Here is a 22,354-nt window from a genome sequence, read left to right as displayed (position 1 = left end):
ATGAAAAGGCGTTTAAAATAAAAACGGGAAAGCTTGTTTTATCAAACTTTCCCGTTCTACTGGTACTCGGGGCGGGAATCGAACCCGCACGACCTTTAAGGGTCACAGGATTTTAAGTCCTGCGTGTCTACCAGTTCCACCACCCGAGCAGGTATTTCTCAATAAAGAGAATAGAACCTTTTTAAAATTTAAATCCCTTCTCGTTTGAGAAGGGATTCTAGAGCGAAAGACGAGATTCGAACTCGCGACCCCAACCTTGGCAAGGTTGTGCTCTACCAACTGAGCTACTTTCGCATTTTGTTTTGAGCCTATTGCTCTTGCGTTTTGGTGATGCAAATATAGACAGAAATGCACTTCTGTCAATATTTTTTTGATATTTTTTTAAAAAAACCGGTAATTATTTGATAGTCAATAAGTCCAGTATGAGATCTTTTTCATACCCTTTGGAAAGAGCGAAGTTAATAAGCTTTTGTTTCCGGTGGAAAGTATTAGGTTCTTTCAATAGAGCGTCTTTTTTTTCAAGAATATCCTTCAGTTTACCTAAATATTCATCTTCCTGAAGCTGCCTTAAAGCAAGTTCAATTAACTTAGGTGACACGTGTTTCAATTTAAGTCCCTGTTTAATCTTTAATTTACCCCAGCCTTTCATTCTGAATTTTCCGTTTGCATAAGCAATAGCAAAACGTTCTTCATTCAGAAAGTTATTTTCAATCAACTGTGAAATCAACTCCTCAACATCTGGAGTTATCAAGCCGTAAGAATAGAGCTTATCCCGGACTTCCTGATGCGACCGCTCCTGGTAGGCACAAAAGTGTTCTACCTTCAAGAGTGCGTCCTTCTTATCCAATGGCCTGATTTTTTCTGATTTCACAACAAGAATTCTAATTGGTAAAATTAGCACCAAATACTAAAAAAATAAAGAAATTAGCGGCCAATGCAGCATAAATTATATTCGATAACAGAAGTATCTCAAATTATTAAGGCTAAGGATTTTATTAGTTCCGCAGATGCAGGTATACGAAATATTTCTTTCGACAGCAGGAAGCTTGTTGATGTTGAAACTACACTATTCTTTGCCCTAAGGGGAAGAAGGGACGGTCATGACTTCATTGCAGAAGTCTACGAAGCGGGTGTTAGGAACTTTGTTGTATCTTCAGAGACCAGTATGCTGAAAAGATGCAGAGATGCGAATTTTCTTTTGGTCGCCGATACAACTATTGCATTGCAAGAACTTACTGCCGCTCATCGCCAACAATTTTCCTATCCTGTAATTGGCATAACTGGTAGTAACGGGAAAACTATCGTGAAAGAATGGTTGTATCAATTGCTTGCTCCTGAAAAAAATATTGTGCGTAGTCCTAAAAGTTATAATTCACAGATAGGAGTGCCACTTTCTGTCTGGTCCATGACTGAAGAGCAAACTCTGGGGCTATTTGAGGCTGGTGTTTCGAAGGTTGGAGAGATGGCTTCTTTAGAAAGTATTATAAAGCCTACCATCGGAGTTTTAACAAATATTGGAGAGGCTCATAATGAAGGATTTGCTAACCGCATTGAGAAAATTGAGGAAAAACTAGAATTATTTAAAAATGTAGATCTTTTTATCTACTCCCCGAAATATTTAGAAGGGTATACAAAAACTATTCCCGGCAAAAAGCAATTTACATGGGCCTGGAATTCTCCCGCTGATTTAAAGATTACTGACGAGGAGGTTTTAGAGGAAAAATACCTATTCCTTCGCGGCTTTTTCCACGACAGGGATGTACAGTGTGTGGTTCCCTTCATTGATGCGGCTTCGGTTGAAAATGCTATTATTTGCTGGGCGACTATGCTTGCTCTAGGGTATCTGCCCGAGGATGCGGATAAACGGCTGGAAAAACTTCAACCTGTTAAAATGCGTCTCGAACTGAAAAACGGGATTAACAATTGTTCAATTATAGATGATTCCTACAGTGCGGATATATCCTCACTTGCAATCGCACTTGATTTTCTTAAGCAACAAAATCAGCACTTGAAAAGGACAGTAATCCTGTCTGATATACTTGAGGCAGGAGTAGATCATGAGGATCTGTATGAGCGCATTGCACAGCTACTTGACAGTAAAGGAGTCGACCGTCTGATTGGCGTGGGTAAAGAGATCGGTCAGCATGCCGGGAAGTTTAAACAGGATACTGTATTTTTTGAGAGTACGAATAACCTTTTGAATCATCTTGAAGAGCTGAAACTGTTCAACGAGACCATTCTACTGAAGGGTGCGAGAAGCTTTGAATTTGAAAAAGTAAGCAAGATGCTTACTCACAAAGTTCATGAGACTGTATTAGAAATAAATTTAAATGCCCTGGAAAATAATCTCAACTATTATAAATCACAATTGAAGCCCGGCGTAAAATTGATGGTTATGGTAAAAGCCTTTTCCTATGGCAGTGGAAGCTTTGAAATTGCTAATCTTCTTCAGTTTAACAAGGTGGATTATTTAGCAGTTGCTTACGCTGACGAGGGAGTTACATTAAGAAAGGCCGGAATTACATTGCCGATCATGGTAATGAATCCCGATGTGCTGGGGTTTGATGTGATGGTTGAACACGGGTTGGAACCCGAGATATACAGCTTCCGGGTGCTACGCGATTTCGTTAATGTGCTTAAATTAAAAGGGATTGAAAACTACCCTGTTCATATTAAGCTTGATACGGGTATGCATAGATTAGGCTTTATGCTTTCAGATACTACAGCCCTGGTGGAGGAGTTAACGGGCTGTTCTTATCTTAAAATTGTCAGTGCTTTTTCTCACCTGGTTGCCAGTGAAGATCCGGCCTCTGATGATTTTACGAAGAATCAATTGGCAGATTTTACTTACATGACGGGACAGCTGGAAAGCGCCCTTCAGTATTCTTTCATAAGGCATATCTCCAATACCTCCGGAATTAGTCGTCACCCCGAAGCGCAAATGGATATGGTGAGATTGGGGATAGGATTGTATGGATTCGATAGCTCTTACAAGAATAGGAGGTCTCCGTTGGAGACTGTTACAGTATTAAAAACAAGCATCTCTCAAATAAAAGAATTGCAGGCAGGCGACTCGGTAGGATATAACAGAAGGGGTATACTCCGAACAGATGGAAAAATCGCAACTGTGAAAATAGGTTATGCCGATGGATATAACAGAAGGTTAGGTAACGGTAATGGTAAGATGATGGTGAACGGACAGGTAGTGCCTACGATCGGAAATATTTGTATGGACATGTGCATGCTGAATATAACGGGGATAAGCGCAGCCGAGGGTGATGAGGTGATTGTTTTTAACGAAGTTGTTCGGGTTGAGGATATTGCCAGTCAGCTGGAAACTATTCCTTATGAGGTGCTAACCGGAGTGTCAGAAAGGGTAAAAAGAATTTATTTTTACGAATAGCCATTGTCAATAAGTACTTTTGGTGCTTTCCAGCTTTGCTGATTTTACATCTGGTATTTCAAATGAATAAATTATTCAGAGTACTCTTTACCTACTTTATAAAAGGTTTATTAGTAGTGGTTCCTTTCGCTGCTGCTATTTTTTTGATTTATTGGGCTGTATCATCCATTGATAACTCTCTTAATCTAAGTTCACTCTGGATAGATCCTGAAACTGGAAAGCCGATCTATATCCCAGGTTTGGGAATTCTAACTGTAGTTATAATTATCCTATTTGCTGGTATAGTTGTCACCAATCTTATCACTGATCCCATTAAAGTTTGGATAAACCGTTGGCTTCAAAAACTTCCGTTGTTCAACTTCCTTTATACCTCTATAAAGGATTTGACTGAAGCATTCGTTGGGGATGAGAAAAAGTTTAATGAACCGGTGTTGGTTGAGCTGAATGAAAACGGCCTTAAACAAATTGGTTTCGTTACTAGTAAGGATCTGACGAAGATTAACCTGCCCGGTGAAGTTGCTGTATACTTCCCTTTTTCCTATTCCTTCGCAGGCCAGCTTTATATTGTTCATTCCAGCAAAGTGAAACATCTAAACATGTCGGCCAGTGAGGCTATGAAGTTTGTTGTTTCTGGAGGAGTAAGTGGTATTGACTAGAGATTTTCCTCGTCTTTTAACACTGGCGCAGTGGCAAATTCATAACCCATCCAAAGGTAAGCTACAAGGAAAAGAGTGACTGTGATTTCTATTATCATGCTTATTCATTTTGTACTTATTAAACGGATTTTTAATTTGGAAGGTTGCTGAGGATTAATTTTTTAGTAAAATTTTAGGAAAAACTTTAGGGTGTTGTGAGAGTGTTAGCTATCAGGTGTATTAATTATAAGTTTAATTAACGCCGAAGCAATTTCCTATACACTTTTAGCTTTAAGATATTGAATTTGCAGCTTCAATAAGTACTGCCTTCTATTCCTGGCTGGGTCTGCTGCTAATTCAGATTTTGCCGTTATTTTGTTAATAATTTCAGGGAAAATATGAAGTTACAAATCAAGTTTGTCGACTTTACAAGGCACTTGATCTTTAGCAATCTATATGCTGATATACTAGGAGTAATTGATGGCATTATGGATGTTGGAAGTAAATGAAAGATAGTGCTTTAATAAACCGTATGAATTTCATATTTTTCCCTCTTGTTTGTTCCTTCGAACAACAAGTTTAAATATTGATGAGATTTTAGAGCATTTACCAAGATTCAGGTAATTGCTATTGTATGATGATCTGAGGGGCAGATCTTATTATTAGCTGAGAAGTATCTTCAAAAGATACCTTGCTGCAATAGATTTGAATAATTTGAAAGATTTTAGATTGAAGGCTTTTTACCTTTTATTTTCGCATTGCTTTATTAAACCTAACGGCGCCTTTTACACTTTGTTGTGTGGCTTATTCATGTTTTTGTCTTTGATGGTGCAGGGACAGACACTGGAGGTAGGGGAGTTTGATAAGGGCACGGGTGTTTTTGTTAATGGTGGCCAGATTTCTGTTCCTATTAAAGTTACGGGATGTTTCGCTCTTGGTAACCAATTTGAGCTTGTTATTTCAGGTGCAGATGGAACTTTTGGGGCGGGTAAGGAAAAAGTGATCGGTACCGTGGCAAGCCATTTCACAACTTTTATAAATGGCTCTGTTCTCGCAACCGCAGGATCAAATTATAAATTAAAAGTCCGATCTACATCTCCAGCGAAAGAAGCTAATGTAGCAGGAGGAGCATCTTTTGGTGTAATTGGTGGCGCCCCTGCAACTATCGATATTGATTGTATCGATAAAACATCTGGTTCAATTCCAGCCTTTGGCTTTTGCGACTATAGGAATAATGCTAGCTTACTTTTAATAAATGCTATCGGTAGCACCCAAGTTACCGGAAAGGTATATGACAGCGAACTTAAGGAAGTTAAAAGTATTGAATTTTCTAATGGTCAGTTTAATCTTCCCGTTGGAAAAGGATACTATACAGCCGTTTTTACTGCAACGAACCCTTCTAATGGCTCTACCTCAATAAAAAGTTATCTCATCTTGAATTGCCGACGTAATTTTGCAGTAAATCTTATTCCTGCTAACGAATGTAAAAGGGAGCCGTTTAAGCTAGTATTTACCAAAGATGGTGATCAATCGGTATTGGAGAACTACCCTGGCTACACTTACCGGGTAAACTGGGGAGATGAAACTATAGAACAGTATACCATTTGCGATTTTGCCTCAGATGGTATTATCCCACATGTTTATGCTGAAAATACGTCTTCTTGCGGAAAGGATTTTTGGGTTGATGGACAAAAATTTGCAAATAGCTACAAGGTAGAGATCTTGGGAACAAGTCCGTTTTGTGAACCAACTCCAACTGTTAAAGCAGCGAAGGTAAGTAAACCTCCAATAGTCAATTACAAAGTACCTACCAACGGTCTTTGTGTAGGCAATGAGCTCACCTTCGATAACCTAAGCGAGCCGGGTGAAAATCCAGATGGTGGGACGAATTGCGATGCACCAACAATCTATTATTGGTACGTGGATGGGAGTTCTGAAGCTGCCGAAATTGATATAAGCAAAAACCGTGTAGTAAAACCTTTTAAATACACATTCTTAACTCCTGGGCAGCATGAAATTTTGTTAGTAGGAACCACCGGAGCCTGTACTGCTCAAAGAAAATATGATTTTTGTGTATCGGCTAAACCCGAGCCTGATTTCAACATTACCACGAACAACTACTGTGCTGGAGCTATTGTTAAACTAGAAAGTACAACCCCTCTTGCTGGTATTTGTATGCCTGTTTCTTATCAGTGGGAAGTGTTGAACAACAATTCCTCGGATTCTCCGGCTGATCCAAATGCCTATACTTTTGTTGGATCTCCAACCAGTGCCAATTCGCAGATTAAGTTTAACAAGCCCGGATTATATAAGATAAGGTTGAGTGTTGGAAATCTGCAAAATTGTGGGATGATTAAAGCAGTTAAGGTGCTTACTATCTCATCTTCCCTTAATGAACTGACAGTTAGTTTCAAGAAAGGTAATTTGGTATTGTGTAAACCCTCTTTAATTGATCCTGCCGAGATGGAGTTGGACATCAATGGGTTCTCAAATACTCCAACGTACAAGTGGGAATTGCTTAATGAGGATCTTACTGCAATAATTAATCCATCAACTATTTACGATTTTCCGAATGGTGATAATGTTCGACAGCCGGAACTTAACATAAAGAAGTCGGGTAAATATGTTTTGAGAGTTACACATGGCAACGAATGTGCTAACCCAGGTCAATCTACTACGAAAAAGATAGAGGTGGGAGAAGGTTTTATTGTAACTGCTGTTATAGATCCGTTAGAAGGATTAGGTAGTAATGATGCAGAAATTTGTGGCTTTGATCTAACTAACCCAGTTCCAAGATCTATCAAGCTTATAGGAAGCCCGGTGTTAGCTGGACAAATAGGGAATTGGCTGTGCGTTGAAGCTCCTGGGGGTGCAACAAATGCTGTTTCTGCTGCAATTAGCAATTCAAGTTCCGCTAGTTGTACGGTAAATGGTTTGAAGGCAGTAGGTCCTGGACCTGCAGTATATAAGTTCCGCTGGGGGGTAGCTAATTTAAGTAAAATTGAATGTCAGGAGGCCGCCTATATTACTATAACGATCTACCCTGCCCCCAAATCTGGAACCTTAAGTAAGGGTCCTGAGGATCCTTGTGCAGGTTCTGAGGTTACCCTTACCTTAGACGGGTATAATGGAGTTATCAAACACTGGAAATCTAAGGAGGCCGGAGCTTCAAATTGGACAATAATAAACCATACAACAAGTACTTTCACCACTGTAATAAACAAGAACACAACATTTCAGGCAGTGGTAGTAGGTGGAGGAATTTCTTGTGGAAGTACGGAGTTTGGCTCGAATGAATTATCAGTAGTCGTGAAGCCAATTCCATCTCTTGGAACTTTAACTGTCAAAAACAATGGTGCCGCCAGCATTTGCGCTGGGGATAATCTGCAACTGGAATTGACGGGCTATAATTCAAATGCCACATACTATTGGAGAAAAAGGGAAATTGGAGAAGATTGGTCGGCGGAACAATCATTGTCATCCTCTATTTTAGATCTTATCGGTCTAGCGAAAACCACAGATGTACAAATCAGAGCAATTGAAAACTCGTGTGAAGCGCTTTCTAATGTTTTAACTATCACGGTTCGAAAAAAACCAGAATTAAAGGTAGCAAAAACTGAGTTTTATTTATGTAATAGTTCGGCAACCCCTGCTGTTGACCTTCTTGTGATACCGCAACCGGGTGCTATTACAAAATTCAACCTTAGTTCTGATTCTCCATACTCGAATAACTCTAGCATCAATGGAATTAAAACTACTCCTGCTATACCATCCTTCGCCACTTTTATTAATACTTCCAAAGTACCACAAGCAGTAAAAGTAGTAGTTACTCCCATGTACGATTATGGAAGTGGTATCATCTGTACCGGAGAACCGGTGGAGGTGAAATATCATATCCTCCCAGCTATTAGTATTTCGGGTAGTCCGTTACCCAGCGTGGTATGTAGTGGTGAGAAAATCGAACCCTTTTCCCCTTTAACAGATGCGGGAAGTCTTCCTGATGGAGCATCTATAACTTACCTTAGAGTTGTTGATCCCTCAAGCAAGGGCACAGACCTAATCTCGGGCACAGATCCTAAGATTCCACTTATTTCGACAGCTAACTCAGGACCGGATAACCTAACAACCAAATTCACTATTACTCCTATATATAATTATGGCAACGTGACGTGTTATGGACTACCTATAGATTATTCGATAGTTGTTAAACCTGGTACGGCTCCTAATGCAGGAGTTAACCAAAACTTCTGTACTCCCCCACTTAGTTTCAGGCTAAATGCGAATCCTGCCCCTCAGGGTTTCAAAGGAGAATGGTCAGTAAGCCCTGCCCTCAATGGCTTTTTTGATAAGACAGATCCAAAAGCGTTTGTAAACAGTTTTGCCGCTGGAACTTCTTATACCTTCCGCTGGACATTTACAAGTAATGATAATAGCTGCCCTCCAATGTTTTCAGAGGTGAAGATAAATATTCTACCTAAACTGGTGGCCGACTTCAAATTTGAAGATGATAAGAGTAAAGGGTGTAATCCTTTGGATGTTAAAATCATTAACACGTCTACCGGAGTTGAGGGAATAATCTATAAGTGGGAGTTAGATGGACAGTTTTATAGTAACGCTAAGGATATCACAATTCCCGCTAGTAAACTTACTCAACTCCGATCCTTCGAAGACGCAGTTCATAAAATTAAGCTAACCGTAAGTGATGGATTCAATTGCAGTATCTCTGATAAAAGCGAAGATATCGTAGTCTACGCAAAGCCTAAGGCCGTGTTCGTCCCTGACAAGTTGTATGGCTGCGCTATACTTCCGGTAACTTTCAAAAATGAATCAAAAGTTTCTGCATTCATCCCTACAGATTATACAATAAAGGTGATGCTGGGAAACACTGTTGTTGAAGAAAAGAAAACACAGGATTTTAGAGATATTGAGACTTATAAATTTGATGTTACTCAAACTAAGACATTTACGGTAAAGCTTAAGGTCAGTAATGCCTGTGGTGAGGACGAGATGAGCTTCGATGTTACTGTGTACCCTAAAACTGTGACAGCGATACTGGAATCTGACAGGCAAATCGGTTGTGCTCCATTTACAGTAAAGTTTTCTAATAATAAGAGCTTCAATGGGAAAGGCTATGAGTGGGACTTTAATGATGGGACAGATATAGAGTATACCGTAGCAACAGAAATTAATAAACCGCACACGTTCTTAAATGCTGGTACGTATCACGTTAAGCTCAAGGTGAAGGATGATTGTTCAACAGATGAGAGGGAGTTAGTGATAGTTGTAAATGAATCGCCTAAGGCCCTTTTCAAGTTGCAAAAGGACATTTATTGTGTGGGGGAGAAAATTGGTATTGAGAAAAGCTCCCAAGTGGGAGTGGCATACAGTTGGGATTTCTATGGGAATGGTATGTTTATTAGCAGTCCTAACCCAGACTTCTCTTATGCTAATCCTGGTACGTATACTATTACTTTAAAAGCACAGCGGTCTTCACCATTTATGGAAATTTGTTCTGATGTTTATAGCCAACAGGTAACAATTACTTCATTATCTGTTGCTTCCTTTGTAACAACAGCAGGAAGTATTAATTGTAAGCCTTATAAGCTAACCGTTCAATCAACTTCCACCAATGCGAAAGCTGTAGAATGGGATTTTGGAGACCAAGGGGACCTTTCTAACGTAACTACTGGAAATACTTCTGAACATATTTATACAAAGGCGGGAACATATACAGTAAAAATGACAGCCTACAATAGTGAAGGTTGTATCTCAACAGAAAGTCAGCAAATTACGGTTACCTCTGGGCCTAAAGTAGATTTTATACCTTCGTCGGAATTTATTTGTGGAAGCTCTGCAATTTTAAGTTTTGAGAATAAAACAACTTCGGCTGAAGCTGGTGCATTGAAGTATTTCTGGACAAGAAACGATACTGAGTTTTTAGGCAATACCAGAGATCTGGGGGGAAAGTTATTTAGCTATTCCGGGTCTACTTTCCCGTACACCGATAAAGTTCAATTAACAGTTACCAATCTTCTTACAGGTTGTGCTGAAACCGTGACTAAATATATTACTTACAAACCTCTTCCAGTAGCAGATTTCCAATTAATATCGGCCCAGGCTGGCTGTGTTCCGCTAGAGGTCAAGGTCAACAATAAATCTAAAAATGCGGATGCCTACGAATGGATTCTTGATGGAGTAGTAATAGCTACGGGAACGGATCCACAAATTCCTCCTTTACAGACCCCTAATAAGGTGTACAAGCTGAAGCTCCGGGTGTTAAATGATAATTGTGGTAATGCTGAGAGTCCAGAAATTGCTATATCCACCTATCCAAAACCAACAGCATCATTTACCCTTCAAAGTGAGCTGGGGTGTAATGGGTCTTTGGTGTTAAAAGTATTGCAAAACTCTTCTCTAGGTGCTACGACCTACAAATGGGAGTATGATGAGGGGCCTGTACAAACTGGCCTTATTCCCGCTGATAGATCCTTTGGAACCGGAGATCACTGGGTACAATTGACTGTAAGTAATGGGTTATGTACGGATGTACTTCGCAAACCTTTTAAAGTGATCGATCTTCAAAAACCAGTAATTAAACCATCTGTAGATGCAGGCTGCCGTAGTGTTACCGTCAAGTTTACTTCGACGGCTCCAGATGATGTGAGCTATGAATGGGACTTCGGAATCCTCGGGCAATCGTCACTGAAGGAACCTGTAAAGGTGTTTAACTACCAGGATGGGAATAAACCTTATCCCGTAACACTTACCATTAGGTATGGAACTTGTATGCAGCAGTCGGCCACCCGATTCATTAATGTGTCAGGACCACCTGTTGCAGATTTTGCTGTTTCTCCTGATACAGTAATTAAAGCACCTAACTTTACTTTTGATTTCATAAACAGAAGTAGTTCTGACGCTATAAGGTATACATGGTCTTTTGGCGATGGAAAGATCTCGTATGAAAAAAATCCAACGCATAAGTATCCGGCAATAGGAAGATATCAGGTAAAACTAACCGTTCGTAATGATAATGGATGCGATTCAACAATCATTAAATATGTTAATGTTGAAACCATTCCGTGCTATATGCAGGTTCCAAATGCCTTCGAGCCAGGAAGTCTTCATCCTGAACTTCAAACATTCCGGCCAAAAGCACAGGGGCTTACTACTTATTCTATACGTGTTTTCAACCGCTGGGGTGAAATGCTTTGGGAATCGAATAAATTAGATGAAACAGGTTCTCCTCTTGAAGGATGGGACGGCTCTATTAAAGGTGCCCCTGCACCTCAGGGCGTTTATGTATGGGAGATTTCGGGAAGCTTTGCTGATGGGACAGAATGGAAGGGGATGAGTTACGGTGGAGCTAAAGGACGGAAAATCCGAAATGGAAGTGTAACTTTGATCAGATAAGGATGAAAAGGGTTCTAATAGTAATTTTTCTTATTTTATTAAAGTTAGGTGTGTTTGCGCAAGACCCTATTTATTCTCAGTTCTATAATGCACCTAATTATCTGAACCCATCATTAAACGGTCAGTTTGCAGGAAGTCTCAGAGTAAATTTCATTCACCGCTCGCAGTGGACCACCATTTATGGCCCTCTTAATTACTCATCATTCTCTGTCGACTATAACGTGCCGAAGTTTGGAGGGGGGATTGGCCTATTAGCCACACGAAGCAGTGAGGGAACTACTTACCTTAAAAGAAATACTTTATCAGGCATTTATTCGTATAGTGTTGAATGGGATTATGCTGTACTGTCTTTCGGTGTTCAGGCAGGTTTAGGTAATTTGAAATTTGATTACAATAAGGCTGTCTTTTATGATCAATTGAATGAGGACGGCCCGGTCGGCAGTCCAACCAAGGCAGACTTGCCTTCTCAAAATAATCGGTTTTATTTCGATTCTGGTGCGGGAGTGAACCTGGTGTTCTTTAATGCTATGGTTGGAGGTTCCGTTCAGCACATCAACAAACCAAATGAATCTTTTTCTGGAGCAAGGTCTGTATTAGATATGAGAATTAACGGGCATGCAAGTTATCGTTTCCCGTTAGACTATAATGATGATATTAATGGTCCGGCGTTAATCCCATCCGTTGTGTATTACCGTCAATATGGTCGAAACTCCGTGAGTACCGGCTTACAGTTTAAAACCAGGAGGGTTAACCTTGGGGCGTGGTACAGAGGTGAGAATAAACAAAAAGACGCTTTTGTATTCTCGATCAGTCTTGATATTTTCGACCGTTCTGATTCTTACGATAAAATAAGGGTAGGCGTTAGTCACGATGCTACCGCTTCTAAACTCAAGTACGGTGAAACAGGTGGAAGCACAGAAGGCGCAGTTACCTGGGAAACTACCTTTCCTAACAGTGATGCAAATGAACGTTATAATTATGGGAAGCGTTGTTATGATTTCTACTAGTCAACTTACTATCTGAACTATCTTTTCTCATTTTACCTTTTCTGTCATAGTAGTTGGAGATGTTCCTTAAGTTTTGGAATTTCAAAGCCTGTGGGGTTTTTAATTTTCGATAAACAATCCTGCTTGTTGCGTTATTTAATCTATACCAGAAGAGATACTAGATGGCACATGTTGTTCAAAATAACCCACTAATAATTCCGGCAGCTGGAGGAAAGTTAATCGAAGAACATTTCGGCAGGATATCTTCTCAGGAAGAGGGTATTAGTATAGCACGAATGGAAGCACCTCCGGGATGGTCCGAACCTTTCCAAACCCCTGAATTTGACGAATGGACATTAGTTTACAAAGGTAAAAAGCAGATTGAGGTGGACGGAGATTCCATTGTTCTATTAGCAGGACAGAGCATTTTAGTAAGAAAGGGCTCCAGGGTGAGGTATAGTAATCCTTTCGAGGAGGAATGTGAATACTGGAGTATTTGCGTCCCCGCATTTTCCATTGATACAGTAAACAGGGAGGACGAATAATACATGGGTAAGACTGATATAGAAGAAGAAAGGATAATTGATAAAGACCTGGAGCACCTGCGCTTAAACAAGGAGGAGACTTTCGAACTTTTTATCCGTGTTTCAAATGGTTTGCTGAAACACAAAGTAATGGGCAAAGATGAAATTCTTCAGCACTTGCACCAACTGGTACGAGATCCGGAAGCCTATTTAAGACAGAAACACGGTAAGTTTAAGAATCTCGCTGAGAAAGTAATTAGCCTTCAGAAAGAGGGATTAATGCCCCGCTTTGAAAAAACAATACCTGAGGTGTCCTCAAATATGAGGGATTTTCCGGTTTTTGGAAGGGAACATATTGAAGCAGGCGCTTTCGCACAAATGAACACTGCAATTAGCCTGCCTGTTTCCGTAGCTGGAGCACTCATGCCAGATGCTCATCAAGGGTATGGTTTACCAATAGGAGGTGTGCTTGCAACTGAAGCAAATACGATAATTCCTTATGCTGTGGGAGTCGATATTGCCTGCCGAATGTGTTTGAGTATATTTGATTTACCTGCTTATACCGTAGATGATGAGAAAGATAAATTGAAAAGGATGCTGGAAGAGCACACAGTTTTTGGAATGGGTGGCACTACGAAAAAGCATTTTGATACTAGTTTATTTGACAAAAAGGAGTGGAAGGAAACCGCGCTTATCCGCTCTTTACGGGATAAAGCATATGCACAATTGGGCACTTCGGGCACTGGCAATCATTTCGTAGAATGGGGTGAACTAAATATCCCTCAGGGAGAGTTGGAGGGAGTGCCGGAAGGCAGGTACCTGGCTCTGCTTTCCCACTCTGGATCGCGAGGATTCGGGGGGAATGTCGCAAACCATTATTCATCACTTGCGATGAAAAAGGTTACGTTGCCTAAGGAAGCTAAACATCTTGCCTGGCTTGATTTGAACTCTGAAGAGGGGCAGGAGTATTGGATTGCTATGAACCTGGCGGGTGATTATGCTTCTGCTAACCACCATGAAATTCATAATAAGATAGCCATGGCACTTGGACTTGATCCGGTTCTTAGAATTGAAAATCACCACAATTTTGCGTGGAAAGAGCAGTTGCTTGATGGAACCGAAGTGATGGTTCACAGAAAAGGGGCAACTCCAGCAGGAAAGGGAGTTCTTGGTATTATTCCCGGATCGATGAGCACGCCAGGATTTGTAGTAAGAGGCAAAGGTAATGAAGAATCCATCAACTCTGCCTCTCATGGTGCTGGACGGCTGATGAGTAGAAATGTAGCATTCAAAACATTAAAAAGAGATCTGGTTGAGGCGGAATTGAGAAGTAAGAATATAACTTTAATCGGCTCAGACTTAGATGAAGCCCCAATGGTTTATAAAGATATTCATTCAGTAATGGCAGCTCAAGTAGACCTTGTAGAAGTCCTGGCCGAATTTCAACCACGTATCGTTAAAATGGCCAATCCTAAAGAACGTCCGGAAGATTAGTTATTCTATTAATGAAAATAGCAAGTGAGTTTTATCAAAGAGAAAACGTTGTATTAATTGCTTCTGAACTATTAGGAAAGGTCCTTTGCACAGATATCAATGGGCAGTTAACAGCCGGTATTATTGTTGAAACAGAAGCTTATAAAGGTCCTGAAGATCTGGGGTCTCACGCTTATAATGATCGCCGTACCCCCCGTAATGAGATAATGTATGCGAAGGGTGGGGTGGCTTATATGTATATCTGCTATGGAATCCACAACATGCTCAATATAGTAACCGGAGCAGAAAATAGTTCCCATGCTGTACTCATAAGGGCACTCGAGCCTGTTGAAGGAATTGAGATAATGCGGGATAGACGACAGATAGTTAACGATGACAGGAAGTTATGTAAAGGGCCGGGTGCATTGGCAAAGGCTATGGGATTAACTAAAAGTCACAATGGAATTTCTCTTCAGGGAGGGCAGTTATGGTTGGAGGATAAAGGCCGGAGTTATAAAGCAGAGGAAATTATAGCTGCTCCAAGGATAGGTTTAAATATAGCAGAACCTTATAGAAGTATTCCTTGGAGGTTTTATATCCGCGGCAGCAGCTTTATTAGTCGTGGGTGAAACTATCTTTTTCCTGAACTGTTTTCATCAAAAAGCGTAAATAAAATGGAAACTACCTATTATGAAAATATAAAGAAATTCAGGGAATTAATTGACGGTATAGATATCGCTATCCTTTCTACTTATAATGGTAATGAAATAAAGGCCAGGCCAATGGCTACTACTGAAGTTGATGAGGATGGTAACATCTGGTTTTTTACCAATGAATATTCGGGAAAAGTTGATGATGTAGAGGCAGAGCACAAAGTATCAGTTACTTATTCTAATTCAACGCATAATACTTATGTTGTGGTTAGTGGTAATGCTATAGTGGTAGAAGATCGCATTAAAATGGAAAAGCTGTTCAATTCTGCTACAAGGGCTTTTTTCCCTCAAGGGGTGGACACGCCCGACCTCGCTCTTCTTAAGGTAAGGCCGTATGAAATTGAGTACTGGATAAACCAACACGATGAAGGTATGCTTAGGTTTATGGGAATACTAGGATCTTCACCTGTAATTGATGAGGAGTTGCATCATGGTGAACATGGGAAAATAAAGTTATAGATATATTGATTCATAAGGAGGCTGTCTATTAAAAATCATAAGACAGCCTCTTTTTTATGCTAAATGAAAATATTCAGTTTTATAATTGTTCTTTTAATCCTGATATCATGTAACAGAGGTCCCTCTGTTGAACGTCTAAAGGCAATAACAGGCACCTTATTAAAAGTTGAGGACATAAATTATCCGTCTGGTTCATCGCTTACATTTGATCAGGATAGTCTTTATTTAATGGGGGATGATGCTAGGGAACTTCTTATTTTAGACACTGCCTTTACTGTGAAGAAGAGTATTGTTCTTTTTCCGGGGAAAAGTTCGAGACAAAGGAAATCTTTTAAGGCAGATATAGAAGCGGGTGACTTTCTTCAATCTGAAAATAAAAAGGAACTGTTTCTTATAAGCTCGGGTAGTGTTTCTCCCTACCGTGATACTTTATTTAAGTTCAATTTAAGGAGCAGGAAATTTGATAAAACAAGTTTGTTGCCCTTGTATAGTATCATTACTAAAAAAGGTGTGGCCGAAGTAAATATCGAAGGAGCGGCTTTCGTAAAAAATTATTTGTTCCTGGCAAACCGGAGTAACTTAAGTCAAAAAAGAAATTATTTGATCAGGTTGGAAAATAAAATTTCTCTGACTTCCCAACAGCCTATTAAGGTAATCCCCCTGGCGCTTACTGATAGTACCCTAGGAATTTCAGGGCTGGACTATTATAGGAAAAAGGATATGATGTTTATTACACTTTCTTCTGAAGCAACCGCAAGCGCTTCTGCAGATGGCAAAATAGGCAATGGAGCTCTTGCAATTATCACAGACATCTCTAAAAAAGCAGATTCGGATTCCTTAAGTATCAACGGTTTTTTGCCTTTTACAGCTATAGATCCCGTATTTAAAAATATAAAAATAGAATCTGTGGCGGTAGGAGGAAGAGTAAAGGGTGGCTTTATTATTTATCTTGTTGCCGATAACGACGATGGAAGGAGTATCCTATATAAAGTTAGGTTGAAGTTTTAGGAGAGGCCGTCATGGTGAACATGACAGCCGTTTTTTAATCATTTTATTCTTCTATTTTCTGAAGCTCTGATTCTTTAGCTACATGAGCAAAATCATCTCCTTCAAACATTAACTTAACATCAGTTGATCCTGCTTCCTGATCTTCCTGAACAATGGCTTCCCGGCCATCGTTTGCTTTAACTCGGTCTCCGAATTTGAAATTTGCCATAGATACATTTTTATTTAGAAACACTATGCTTTGGTAATAGGTTTGACAAAATATGAAAGTGTTTATGTTTTAGTTTGAACAAGAAAAGCCACCTTCAAGGTAGCTTTTCAATCGAATTGGTATTGAAAACAATTAATGCGCAGTCCTTATATTTCTATCTACATGATGATCATGAGAATGTTCTGATTGAGTAACAGTGAATATACCTGCACCTATTTCAAGAATACCCATAATTAAGTGAGGCAGATAAACTTGCTCGTCGAAGTTCAATAACCATGGAGATGCTGCAAGGAAGATACCTGCTATCACGTCCATCGTTAAGTGAGTTGACATGGAAAGGACTTTCTTTCCTCCGCCTTCATAGTCTGTTAAGAAAGACATTACAAGGATTAAAGCACCGACAATTACTGCCGACCATTTAGCGGCTTCTACATCTGCAAATCCTAAAATCCAGGGTGCTGCGATAAGTATAATACCCGCCATATAATCTAATACTGCGTGGAATTTTCTGCTAATGAATCTCATAGTTTTATAGCTTTGGTTTCTGCAGTAAATGACTCAATTAGGGTGCCAGTACATTCAATTTAGGATTATTTGATGGCATAAGGAGAATCTATTGTAGCAAGTAAGCATCAATTTGTAAGGAAAAAACTACAAAAAACTTTGTAAAGGTTCTTATTCGGGGGAAGAGGACGAGCAGTTTTTTAAATACTCCTGTTGTCATACTAAGTTCAATTTCAGAACGTGTACCTCTTTATTCATTCCCGATTACGTAAAATTGTATTTCCAACAAATTTTATGTCAGATCTTATTAAAACACCTTTAGGAAGGTTCAGATTAGTTGCGTTTTTAGAAGGGTTATCTTATCTCCTCCTTGGTTTTACTATGGTGTTAAAATACCAGTACGAAATGCCTTTGCCTAACCGGATAGTCGGAATGGCCCACGGGGTTTTATTTGTGGCGTATGTTTTTTTATTAATACAGGTTTCGCTCGATTATCAGTGGAAGTTTAAAAAGATAGCTCTTGCATTTTTAGCATCAATGATTCCCTTTGGTACTTTCTACGCGGAAAAGAAGATATATTAATTTCTTAAGGAATTAGAACACCCTGGCTTAACCAGGATGTTCTTTGGAAGTAATTTATATTAAGATTTAAACACTTCTGTTTACGTCTACGCTATTCTCCGCCTGGATAAATTGGATCAAATCTCCGTTTAGAGTTTCTTTATCGGTAAAAAACAAACCGTGAGGTGCACCCTCATAAACAATATATTCTGATTGGGTGATTAATTCTGAGGCCTGGTCGCTTGTCGCCTTAATTGGTACAGTCTCGTCTGCGTCACCATGCACCAACAAAGTAGGAACGTTAATGTATCGCATTTCATTTCTAAAATCAGTTTCACCAAAAGCCTGGGCACAATCTATTGTGGCTTTTAAGGACGCCTGAGAGGCAATAAGGAAATCACGATCGAGTACCCCTTGGCTTACCGGATGGCTAAGCAAACTAAAGCCATAGAATTGTTTAGCGAAATCTACCAGAAAGCCGGCTCTATCTTCCTGTAAAGACTCTGTGATTTCTGTAAGCTTACTAGCGGGAACTCCATCGGGATTATCATCCGTTTGCTTCATAAAAGGAGCGATGGAACTAATTAGAATAACTTTTGAAACTCTTTTACCGCCATGTCTACTGAAGTATCGAACAATTTCACCTCCTCCCATTGAAAAGCCGACAAGGGTTGCGTTCTGTAGATCCAGCTGATCCAACAAGGCTTTTAAATCATCTGCTAACGTGTTGTAATCATACCCATCCCAGGGTTTGTCGGATTTTCCAAAACCGCGACGGTCGTAAGCGATACATCTAAAGCCAAAGTTAGGTAAGACACTTGTTTGATATTCCCACATTTGGTGATCCAGTGGCCAGCCATGGATAAACACAACGGGAGACCCCGAACCCCAATCCTCGTAAAAAAGATTAACTGGAGTGCCGTCCGCGTTTTGTGATCTGATAAATTTCATAGTATTTGTTTTGATTTAAAACACCTAACATTAACCCTTTACCAATCAATAAGTTTTAAACCGGCTATCTCAAAGTCTTCTTCCTGAATTTTAATTCAACCTTCAGCCTCACCTACGTTTTGAAAGGGAGTTTTCTGAAAGTATTTAACATAATAGGAAAAATGTCGAAGCTTATTTGTTATATTTGCAGTCCCTAAATCAAGGGGGTTCCCCCTACATTCTACCTATGCTCCAAGCCTTTACTGGCTAGGGGCATTTTGTTTATTAACTGGCCTAATAACTCCCATAATAGTTATTCTACCAATGGTTAGTTTCGCAATCCTCCGAAAATGAAGTACTCCTAATATCAGCGACTACAGTTTGAAAGATTTATATTTGCAGGATGAATCACCTTATAGCACCTTCAGTACTTGCAGCGGATTTCGGTAATCTACAGCGGGATATAGAAATGATTAATTCGAGTAAAGCAGACTGGTTCCATGTGGATATTATGGATGGTGTTTTTGTTCCGAATATCTCTTTTGGTTTTCCTGTTCTCGCGGCCTTGGAGAAATATGCCTCTAAACCCTTAGATGTTCATTTGATGATTGTCGATCCTGACAGATACCTGGAGCAATTTAAGAGGGCTGGAGCTGCAACGATTACTGTTCATCATGAAGCTTGTACTCATCTTCATCGTACAATTCACGCTATCAAAGACCTTGGTTGCATTGCTGGAGTTGCCTTAAATCCGCATACACCGGTTTCTGTTTTAGATGACCTGATCGAGGATTTGGACATGGTATTATTAATGTCTGTAAATCCTGGATTTGGCGGACAAAAATTTATTGAAAATACCTATAAGAAGATCAGAACATTGAAGAGTTTAACAGCAGGAAGGAATGATAATCTTTTGATAGAAATTGATGGAGGGGTAAATAGTAATAATTCGGGTGCATTGCTTAGTGCAGGAGCAAATGTTTTAGTTGCCGGGAATTTTGTATTCAGTGCAACAAATCCTGTGGAAGTAATTAAAGAACTTAAAGAAGCTTCGACCCTTATTCAAGCTTAACATGAGACACGTGTTTGTCCTTGTTCTGTTATCACTTACAAGTGCAAGTTTCGCCCAAAAGTCGGTGCGTATTTTTGGGACTGTTCAGACAGAACAAGGGCAAGCTATTTCCAAGGCAACTATAAAAGTTGCCATAGCGGGAGTCGAAACAATTAGTTCTGACAGCGGAGCTTACTCAATAGCCACTGCTTATAAGCCATTTGTTGTTTTATATGTCAGCTCTGATGGCTTCCAGACGGAACGAATGGAAATCCGATTGGCTAAGCGTTCAGAGGTCAGACAGGATATCGTGCTCCGGCAGACTTATCGACAGTTAAATCAGGTGGAGGTGCGTGGCGGCAGCCAATCAGGGAACTTGCGTAGGATTAGTCCGGGACAAATCATTAACCTTCCTGCAGCCTCTGGGAATTTTGAATCAATACTTAAAACCCTTCCTGGGGTATCAGCGAATAACGAACTTAGCTCTCAGTACTCTGTTCGTGGAGGGAATTTTAATGAGAACCTTATTTATATTAATGATATAGAGATTTTTCGCCCACTTCTTGTCAGAAATGGGCAGCAGGAAGGCTTAAGTTTTATTAATCCGGAATTAGTTAGTCAGGCACACTTTTCTGCAGGAGGTTTTGAGGCCAAATACGGCGATAAATTATCCTCCGTTTTAGATATTCGATACAATCGTCCGGATAGTCAGCAAATTGTTTTTTCTGCAGGCCTTCTCGGTTTGTCTGCTACTTCTAAACTTCTTTCCAAAAAGAGTTACAGCTTAATTGGTTTCAGAACCAAAATGAACCAGAGTATTTTAAAAACGCAGCCGGTAGCGGGGAATTACCAGCCACGGTTTTATGATATTCAAGCCTTTCATAATCTGGGTGTTGGCCCTAAATGGGATATATCCTTCTTCGCAGATTATAATCTGAGTCGGTTCGAATTAATTCCTGCAAGCCGTGAAACAACCTTTGGGACACTGAACGAACAATATAAGCTTAATGTTGATTATGAAGGGTCAGAGAAGGATCGCTACGAATCCTTTACCGGAGCTGTGACTTTTGCTTATAAACCCGGGTCAAATGTATTATTAAAATCTATCAACTCAGTTTTCGCAATTTCAGAGAAGGAGACCTACGATATAGAAGGAAGGTATATCTTCGATCAGTTAGAGGAATCTGAAAACTCATCAGGATTTGAAAATATACGGGTAGGAAGGGGAGAAGGTATAGATTATAACTATGCACGCAATTTTTTGCAATCCCGCATATATAGCACTGAACTGAGAGGTTACGTTAAGCATGGGCGCTCTAACTGGGAAGGAGGAATTCGGTATCAATACGATAAAATCAATGACGAAATGAATGAGTATAATCTTATTGATTCAGCCGGTTATTCTTTACCCTACAATGATTTGGATTTTCGGCTCACTGAGGTCGTCTTTTCAAATAATAAAAACTACACCCATCGTTACTCTGGATTTTTACAAAATAATTTCAGCCTGTCTTCGCGTTTAAATGTAAACGTGGGAATCAGGGGAAACTTTAATTCATATTCAAAAGAGGTATTATTTAGTCCAAGAATGGGCTTGTGGTATAAGGCGAATAAAATGCTCAATTGGAAATTTTCGGTAGGGTCATATAATCAGCCTCCTTACTACCGTGAGTTAAGAGATTTTGATGGAAAAATTTATGATGGCGGTAAAGCACAGCGCTCTTTCCATATTCTAGCTGGAGCCGATTATAATTTTATTTCATTAGGTACGCTGTTGAAGTTCAGCTCGGAACTCTATTATAAAAAACTAACTGAGCTAATACCATACAAAGTTGAAAATCTACGAATAAGATATTTCTCTGGTCAGCAAGCAAAGGGATATGCAGCCGGAGCAGATTTTAGTATAAGTGGAGAATTTGTATCAGGATTGGAGTCTTCCTTCAGGGTTTCATTGATGAAAACCCAGGAGGATGTTAAGGGTGACTCATTCGTTAGGAAAGATGCAAATGGAAATTCTGCCACTATCTACCCAGGTTATTTGAAGAGACCTACGGATCAAAGGTTAAATTTCTCCGCGTTCTTTCAGGACCGCCTGTTTAATAGTCCTACCTATAAAGTTCACCTTACACTTCTTTATGGTTCTGCGCTTCCGGTTGGTCCTCCAAGAACTGAAAGATATGCTGATGTCTTTCACATTCCAGCTTATCGCAGAGTGGATATAGGCTTTTCAAAAAACTTGTTGGAGGGAGGCTCGGCACGAAAGTTAAGCTTCGCAACTAAGTATTTTGATTCCTTTCAGATTTATGCAGAGATATTTAATCTGCTGAATATCAATAATACGGTCTCTTATTTTTGGATAAAGGACATCAATAACTATCAGTACGCCATACCCAATTATTTAACCTCCCGTCAGCTTAATTTCAAGATTATTGCAAAAATTAAAAATAGATAAATAAAAAGATATAATTCTTCTAAATTTGACCCCAAAA

At 39.7% G+C, this 22,354-nt stretch carries 16 protein-coding genes and 2 tRNA genes; 12 read left to right on the top strand and 6 right to left on the bottom strand.

Annotated elements, in window-relative coordinates; all coding sequences use genetic code 11:
- Window positions 1-60 precede the first annotated feature (60 nt).
- The 3 genes from J4N24_RS12790 to J4N24_RS12780 form a co-directional block, all read right to left on the bottom strand.
- Window positions 61-149 (bottom strand) — tRNA-Leu (locus tag J4N24_RS12790).
- Window positions 150-221: 72 nt separating this feature from the next.
- Window positions 222-294, bottom strand: a tRNA-Gly gene (locus J4N24_RS12785).
- 103 nt (window positions 295-397) lie between these two features.
- Window positions 398-871 carry a regulatory protein RecX gene (locus tag J4N24_RS12780; RefSeq protein WP_207534082.1) on the bottom strand — a complete coding sequence of 158 codons (474 nt, stop codon included), beginning with the start codon at window positions 869-871 and terminating at the stop codon, window positions 398-400.
- A gap of 63 nt (window positions 872-934) precedes the next feature.
- Here J4N24_RS12780 and J4N24_RS12775 point away from each other — a divergent pair, with 63 nt between their 5' ends.
- The 9 genes from J4N24_RS12775 to J4N24_RS12735 all read left to right on the top strand — a co-directional run bounded on the left by J4N24_RS12775 (window position 935) and on the right by J4N24_RS12735 (window position 16,611).
- Window positions 935-3,403: a bifunctional UDP-N-acetylmuramoyl-tripeptide:D-alanyl-D-alanine ligase/alanine racemase gene (locus tag J4N24_RS12775; protein WP_207534081.1), complete on the top strand. Its 2,469-nt coding sequence runs from the start codon at window positions 935-937 to the stop codon at window positions 3,401-3,403.
- 62 nt (window positions 3,404-3,465) lie between these two features.
- A complete protein-coding gene (locus tag J4N24_RS12770) occupies window positions 3,466-4,059 on the top strand; it encodes a DUF502 domain-containing protein (protein ID WP_207534080.1) in 594 nt (197 codons plus the stop codon).
- 693 nt (window positions 4,060-4,752) lie between these two features.
- Window positions 4,753-11,448, top strand: a complete 6,696-nt coding sequence (locus J4N24_RS12765) for a PKD domain-containing protein (protein WP_207534079.1) — start codon at window positions 4,753-4,755, stop codon at window positions 11,446-11,448.
- A 2-nt stretch (window positions 11,449-11,450) separates the two neighbouring features.
- Complete coding sequence (locus J4N24_RS12760) at window positions 11,451-12,455, top strand: PorP/SprF family type IX secretion system membrane protein (RefSeq protein WP_207534078.1); 1,005 nt, start codon at window positions 11,451-11,453, stop codon at window positions 12,453-12,455.
- Between the two features lie 161 nt (window positions 12,456-12,616).
- Entirely contained in the window at window positions 12,617-12,979 is a 363-nt protein-coding gene (locus J4N24_RS12755) for a cupin domain-containing protein (protein WP_207534077.1), read from the top strand.
- A 3-nt stretch (window positions 12,980-12,982) separates the two neighbouring features.
- On the top strand, window positions 12,983-14,452 hold the full coding sequence (locus J4N24_RS12750; protein WP_242691609.1) for an RtcB family protein: 1,470 nt from the start codon (window positions 12,983-12,985) through the stop codon (window positions 14,450-14,452).
- A gap of 11 nt (window positions 14,453-14,463) precedes the next feature.
- Window positions 14,464-15,060 (top strand): DNA-3-methyladenine glycosylase, encoded by a 597-nt coding sequence (locus tag J4N24_RS12745; RefSeq protein ID WP_207534076.1) that lies wholly within the window; start codon window positions 14,464-14,466, stop codon window positions 15,058-15,060.
- Between the two features lie 45 nt (window positions 15,061-15,105).
- Window positions 15,106-15,603, top strand: coding sequence for a pyridoxamine 5'-phosphate oxidase family protein (locus tag J4N24_RS12740; RefSeq protein ID WP_207534075.1), 498 nt, complete (start codon window positions 15,106-15,108; stop codon window positions 15,601-15,603).
- 63 nt (window positions 15,604-15,666) lie between these two features.
- Window positions 15,667-16,611: a DUF6929 family protein gene (locus tag J4N24_RS12735; RefSeq protein WP_207534074.1), complete on the top strand. Its 945-nt coding sequence runs from the start codon at window positions 15,667-15,669 to the stop codon at window positions 16,609-16,611.
- Window positions 16,612-16,654: 43 nt separating this feature from the next.
- Here the strand turns inward: J4N24_RS12735 and J4N24_RS12730 are convergent, their stop codons facing one another.
- Both J4N24_RS12730 and J4N24_RS12725 read right to left on the bottom strand, forming a co-directional pair.
- Window positions 16,655-16,819 carry a hypothetical protein gene (locus J4N24_RS12730; protein ID WP_207534073.1) on the bottom strand — a complete coding sequence of 55 codons (165 nt, stop codon included), beginning with the start codon at window positions 16,817-16,819 and terminating at the stop codon, window positions 16,655-16,657.
- 132 nt (window positions 16,820-16,951) lie between these two features.
- Complete coding sequence (locus J4N24_RS12725; RefSeq protein WP_207534072.1) at window positions 16,952-17,344, bottom strand: SPW repeat protein; 393 nt, start codon at window positions 17,342-17,344, stop codon at window positions 16,952-16,954.
- 273 nt (window positions 17,345-17,617) lie between these two features.
- Here J4N24_RS12725 and J4N24_RS12720 point away from each other — a divergent pair, with 273 nt between their 5' ends.
- Window positions 17,618-17,905 (top strand): DUF3817 domain-containing protein, encoded by a 288-nt coding sequence (locus J4N24_RS12720; RefSeq protein WP_207534071.1) that lies wholly within the window; start codon window positions 17,618-17,620, stop codon window positions 17,903-17,905.
- Window positions 17,906-17,971: 66 nt separating this feature from the next.
- On the opposite strand, the gene J4N24_RS12715 is transcribed toward J4N24_RS12720, so the two are convergent.
- Window positions 17,972-18,835, bottom strand: a complete 864-nt coding sequence (locus J4N24_RS12715; protein WP_207534070.1) for an alpha/beta fold hydrolase — start codon at window positions 18,833-18,835, stop codon at window positions 17,972-17,974.
- Window positions 18,836-19,217: 382 nt separating this feature from the next.
- On the opposite strand from J4N24_RS12715, the gene rpe reads away from it, so the two are divergent.
- On the top strand, window positions 19,218-19,886 hold the full coding sequence (gene rpe, locus J4N24_RS12710) for a ribulose-phosphate 3-epimerase (protein WP_207534069.1): 669 nt from the start codon (window positions 19,218-19,220) through the stop codon (window positions 19,884-19,886).
- A gap of 1 nt (window position 19,887) precedes the next feature.
- Window positions 19,888-22,317, top strand: coding sequence for a TonB-dependent receptor (locus tag J4N24_RS12705; protein WP_207534068.1), 2,430 nt, complete (start codon window positions 19,888-19,890; stop codon window positions 22,315-22,317).
- Window positions 22,318-22,354: the final 37 nt, after the last annotated feature.

Origin of the sequence: Desertivirga arenae (genome assembly GCF_017355785.1) — a bacterium.
Lineage (GTDB): Bacteria > Bacteroidota > Bacteroidia > Sphingobacteriales > Sphingobacteriaceae > Desertivirga > Desertivirga arenae.
Note: the sequence above shows the minus strand (reverse complement) of the source record. Positions and strands in the feature narration are given on the sequence as shown.